This is a genomic window from Acinetobacter sichuanensis, from assembly GCF_003024515.2.
Taxonomy (GTDB): domain Bacteria; phylum Pseudomonadota; class Gammaproteobacteria; order Pseudomonadales; family Moraxellaceae; genus Acinetobacter; species Acinetobacter sichuanensis.
On record NZ_PYIX02000160.1, the window covers coordinates 1 to 1,135 of the forward strand.

A 1,135-nucleotide genomic window follows, 5' to 3' on the forward strand; every position below is an offset into this window, starting at 1 on the left:
CAGCTTCTAATTTTCCAAGATTTGCTTTTATATATTTTATTTTACAAGCTAACTGATGATTTCTCTTAATAAATTTTTGGTTAGCTTCTAAGTTAATAAGTTCTTTAATTTTTTTATTAAATTCTATATTCCTTATTGAACTATTTTTCTTCTGCTCTTTTTTTATGATTTTATGCTTTTCCTTATTTTTTGAAGGAAGAGGGTATTTTAGTTTTGAATCAGCAACTGAAATTAAATTATTTACATTATGAGTATAGTTGTTTGATATAGCTCCTTTTCCGTAGCAATTAGATAAAAAGACAGCATTATTAGAATTAAAAAAACCACTACCTAATATATTGAAGTTAGTACAAAAGTTCATCTCTATACAATTGTTAAACCCTGAAAAAGAGCAATTGTTTATAGTCATATTTGTACAATAATCTGCACGAATTGCAGTCGCCATAAAATTCATCCTACCTTAGTTGCCTTATTATTAAGATAATACACCTTATGCAAAGTAATCTTTAATTATCTTTATAAATCAAAAATATAATTTTTAGACCCTCTGTATATAGATGAGTTTTTTACGTGCTTAGATAAAGTTGAATAAAAATTCTGAACAATCACTTTTTGTCTTTTTTACGATGATTTAAAGTTTCTTGTCCTAGCTCTTTCCAAATTTGCCATTTCATATCATTAGGATCAATTTCAGCAGTTTTTAGAAGAATGCCAAGTAATTCGGCTGGGTCACGCTGATCTAGGTTAGCTATTTCAAATAGTGCGCCTAATTGAATGAGATGACGTGTACGAGCTTTACGTTCTGCTTCCTTTTCGGCATTCAATAATTTTCTAACTGCAACTTTTTGCTTATTTGCTCGATCTATGGCTTTTTCAGCTTTGATCAAGGCATTGATTTTTTTCTCTTGGTCGGGTGTTCTGTACTGAATTTTGGCTAATTCAAGTAAAAGTTTTTGAGCATCACTAGGATTCTTTAAAGCAGAAATATATGTGATTTTTTCAGACAGCCAATCATTATTCATATTCAATTCCATTAATTCATATACCGCAAAAGCACAGGCTCAATACTCAAAGAACGATAACAAAATATTTACGTTCGAGTAACGTAATTTTGTTAAAGTCGTTCTGGAGATTA

The 1,135-nt window shown here is 29.4% G+C and carries 2 protein-coding genes; both read right to left on the bottom strand.

The window, feature by feature from the left end; genetic code table 11:
• A partial coding sequence (locus C9E89_RS22695; RefSeq protein WP_147305753.1) for a hypothetical protein occupies positions 1–445 on the bottom strand: 445 nt, incomplete at its 3' end.
• 160 nt (positions 446–605) lie between these two features.
• Positions 606–1,022 carry a conjugal transfer protein TraD gene (locus tag C9E89_RS22700; protein WP_025464995.1) on the bottom strand — a complete coding sequence of 139 codons (417 nt, stop codon included), beginning with the start codon at positions 1,020–1,022 and terminating at the stop codon, positions 606–608.
• Positions 1,023–1,135: the final 113 nt, after the last annotated feature.

Bases quoted from the DNA above. Each gene is read 5' to 3' on its own strand.
- C9E89_RS22700 (WP_025464995.1), bottom strand. From the start codon at position 1,022: ATGAATAATGATTGGCTGTCTGAAAAAATCACATATATTTCTGCTTTA.